4 protein-coding genes and 1 pseudogene are annotated in these 3541 nt (G+C 52.0%); 4 read left to right on the top strand and 1 reads right to left on the bottom strand.

Features of this window, described 5'->3' with window-relative positions; all coding sequences use genetic code 11:
- On the bottom strand, positions 1-890 hold an 890-nt coding region (locus HMPREF1144_RS20465), incomplete at its 3' end, for a LacI family DNA-binding transcriptional regulator (RefSeq protein ID WP_042928149.1).
- Positions 891-1184: 294 nt separating this feature from the next.
- Between HMPREF1144_RS20465 and HMPREF1144_RS20460 the strand changes: the two genes are divergently transcribed.
- The 4 genes and pseudogenes from HMPREF1144_RS20460 to HMPREF1144_RS20445 all read left to right on the top strand — a co-directional run.
- The gene (locus HMPREF1144_RS20460; RefSeq protein WP_009653844.1) at positions 1185-1496 is read left to right on the top strand and encodes a PTS sugar transporter subunit IIB; all 312 of its coding nucleotides are present in this window, start codon (positions 1185-1187) and stop codon (positions 1494-1496) included.
- A gap of 11 nt (positions 1497-1507) precedes the next feature.
- A complete protein-coding gene (locus HMPREF1144_RS20455) occupies positions 1508-2833 on the top strand; it encodes a PTS cellobiose transporter subunit IIC (RefSeq protein ID WP_004855595.1) in 1326 nt (441 codons plus the stop codon).
- Between the two features lie 108 nt (positions 2834-2941).
- Positions 2942-3244, top strand: coding sequence for a PTS lactose/cellobiose transporter subunit IIA (locus HMPREF1144_RS20450; RefSeq protein ID WP_004855598.1), 303 nt, complete (start codon positions 2942-2944; stop codon positions 3242-3244).
- 102 nt (positions 3245-3346) lie between these two features.
- Positions 3347-3541 (top strand): annotated as a pseudogene (locus HMPREF1144_RS20445) (carbohydrate porin); the annotation flags it as partial.

The raw sequence follows: 3541 nt of genomic DNA, 5'->3' as shown, positions 1-3541 counted from the left end.
TGCGTCTTCTCGGTCAGCCAGTTGACTATCTGGCTGGCCATCGCGTCCATGGAATATTCAATCGCCGGAATCGTCGGAATACCGGGCAGCTGTAACGAGCCCGCCAGGCTGAACACCATGACTTTTTCCGGCACCGCGCGATTAAACGCCTGGAGCTGCGGCACCACCAGCTGCGCCTGCTGCTCGTTGGCCACCAATAACGCATTAAAATTCAGGGTGGTTGCGTTGTTTACCAGCTCCTGCACCGCCACGGATGGCGAATGGCTGTCGAGAAAAACCAGGTTGCGATTGAACGGCAGAAAATTCTTTTCCAGCGCGTGCTTATAGCCCAGAAGAACCTGGTCAGCAAAGCCGCTGGCCTGGGGATGGATTAGCGCAATCTGGCGCCGCCCCTGGCTTATCAGATAGTTGCAGGCCGTTTCCGCCGCGAAGGCGTGGTCAAACTGAATGCTATTCGTTCCGTCGCTTTCCAGGCAGTCAATCAGTACCACGTCGGGCCGGTCGATATTGAGCGGAAACCGCGCGCCGATGATTAACACATTATCGCAAAGGCCGCAGGTCAACTCTTCCAGCGAATGCAGCACTCTGTCGCGGCTGTTGGCAAAACGCAGCAGCAGGTGCATCTGGTGCTGGCTGAGCTGTTTTTCCAGCGCGTAGAGATAGCTGGTGGTTTGATTAATGTTGTCCTGGGCGCAAATGACGCCGATGCAGCCGGTGGTCTGGCTCAGCAAAGATTGCGCTATCATATTCGGCCGGTAGTTAAGCGCTTCCGCCGCCTGCAATACCGCCTGTCGGCTGGCTTCCTTTACGCCGCGCGAACCGCTCAACACCCGAGAGACTGTGGCTTTAGACACCCCAGCTAACCGCGATACATCGTTGATTGTAGACATTATTTTCCCCTGACAGGGCCAATCCGATCCCTGTAAATCCTTAAACCTGAATCGCTTCAATAATAACCAGCGGCAGTATATCCGTTTCCCTTTTTATTTGGAAACCGATTTTCCGTTTCATGGAAAATCGTAGCAAAAACCAGGAAAATTTGTGAGCCAAATCTAATTAACACGCCCTTTGACTGACAGATCTTGACGGTTATCACAGTTCTGTTTTTTATAAATGGAAACCGGTTTCCGTCTGATATCAAATCATCCACGCAATAACTTTTTACATTTTGAGGACGATCGTCAATGTACAAGATTATGCTGTACTGCTCTGCCGGAATGTCCACCAGCCTGTTGGTCAGAAAGATGGTTGATGCCGCGAAGGAACGTAACCTGCCGGTGCAGATTGACGCCTACGGAGTTTCCGAATTTGACATGCAGTTTCCGCAATACCAGGTGGTGCTTCTTGGACCACAGGTGAAATACATGCTGAAAAACTTAACTGAGAAAGCCGCTCCCCTGAATATTCCGGTCCAGCCGATTAACGCCATGGATTACGGAATGCAGCGGGGAGACAACGTCCTGGATTATGCCCTGTCGCTGATTGAAGCGCATTAAGAGGTGTGCAAATGAGTTCTCTGTATCAGTCCATGATTGCCGCGATCGAGCAATCAATTACCCCGCTGGCAGGACGCCTTGGGCAGCAGAAATACGTTATCGCGATTCGCGATGGTTTCACTGCCGCACTGCCGTTTATGATCATCGGCTCATTCATGCTGGTATTTATCTTTCCGCCTTTTTCCCCGGATACCACTAACGGTTTCGCCCGCGGCTGGCTGGACTTCTCCCAGCAGTATCGCGAACAGCTGATGCTGCCGTTTAACCTCAGCATGGGCGTGATGACGTTCTTTATTTCGGTGGGGATCGGCGCCAGCCTCGGACGCCAGTTCCAGCTCGACCCGGTGATGTCCGGTCTGCTGGCGTTTATGGCTTTCTTACTGGTTGCCGCACCGTACGCCGATGGCAAAATCTCCACCCAGTACCTCTCTGGTCAGGGTATTTTTACCGCCTTGATCACCGCCATCTATTCCACCCGCGTTTACGCCTGGCTAAAGCAGAACAACATTACGATTCGCCTGCCGAAAGAAGTGCCGACCGGCGTTGCGCGTTCGTTTGAAATCCTTATCCCGGTGCTGGTGGTGATCGCGACCCTGCATCCGCTGAATCTGTTTATCGAAGCGCAGACCGGTATGATCCTGCCGCAGGCGATTATGCATCTGCTGGAGCCTCTGGTTTCCGCCTCTGACTCTCTGCCGGCGATCCTGCTTTCCGTCCTGATGTGCCAGATCTTCTGGTTCGCCGGGATCCACGGCTCGCTGATTGTGACCGGCATTATGAACCCCTTCTGGATGGCCAACCTGTCGGCGAACCAGGCAGCGCTGGCGGCCGGTGCGGCTCTGCCGCATGTCTATCTGCAGGGTTTCTGGGACCACTACCTGCTGATTGGCGGCGTCGGCTCCACGCTTCCGCTGGCGTTCCTGCTGCTGCGTAGCCGCGTCACCCACCTGCGCACCATTGGCAAAATGGGTATCGTACCGAGCTTCTTTAATATCAATGAACCGATTCTGTTCGGCGCGCCGATTATCATGAACCCGATGATGTTTATCCCGTTCGTCTTTGTGCCGATGATTAACGCCGTTCTGGCTTACGGGGCGACGCGCCTCGGCTGGCTCAGCCAGGTCGTTTCGCTAACGCCGTGGACGACGCCGGCGCCTATCGGCGCATCATGGGCTGCAAACTGGACGCTAAGCCCGGTGGTGATGTGTTTAATTTGCATGGTGATGTCGGCGCTAATCTACCTGCCCTTCCTGCGCGCCTATGAACGCTCGTTAATGAAAACTGAAGTTGAAAAAGCAAAAGCCGCAGTGCCGGTTGCCGAAACGGTCAGCCAATAATTAATCTCTATATTTAATATTATATTTAAGATGACGGCATAAATAATGCGGAAAAGGGACTTTCACTGCATTATTTAAAGAATAAAGTTAATGACCTCAGGATCTATCATGATTGAATTAGAAGATGCGGTAATGGAAATTATCGTTAATGCGGGCCAGTCACGCTCATTATGTTTTGAAGCGCTCCATTGCGCCCGCAACGGTAATATAGATGAAGCGCGCTTGCTTCTGAATGAAGCCGATGGCTACGCCCGCCGGGCGCACCAGATGCAGACCCGGCTTATCGAGCAGGACGCTGGCGAAGCGCGCCAGCCGATGACGTTAATTATGGTCCATGCTCAGGATCACTTAATGAATTCACTGCTCGCCCGTGAATTTTCGGAAGAGTTAATTCATTTATACCAGCGTTAATTTATATCAATATTTAGCAACTGTACCCGAAATAAATATACCAGCTTACCCTGGCGGGATAGCTATTATCTGAATATATGAATTATTAAAAGCGAGATAATGATGAAAACTGTAAAAATGCTGCCATTAACCATGGCGGTCGTCGCCGCGCTGTGCCCAATTTCCGTATTCGCACAAGAATTTACTCAAGAACAGATCGACGCCATTGTGGCGAAAGCCGTCGATAAAGCCCTGGCCGAACGCCAGGCGAAAATCGACGCCGCGGCTGATAAAAAAGTGGATGTTATCACCAATCCG

This window comes from Klebsiella sp. OBRC7, assembly GCF_000293135.1.
Lineage (GTDB): Bacteria > Pseudomonadota > Gammaproteobacteria > Enterobacterales > Enterobacteriaceae > Klebsiella > Klebsiella michiganensis.
The sequence above is the reverse complement of the archived record's forward strand: the minus strand, read 5'-3'. Positions and strand labels throughout refer to the sequence as shown.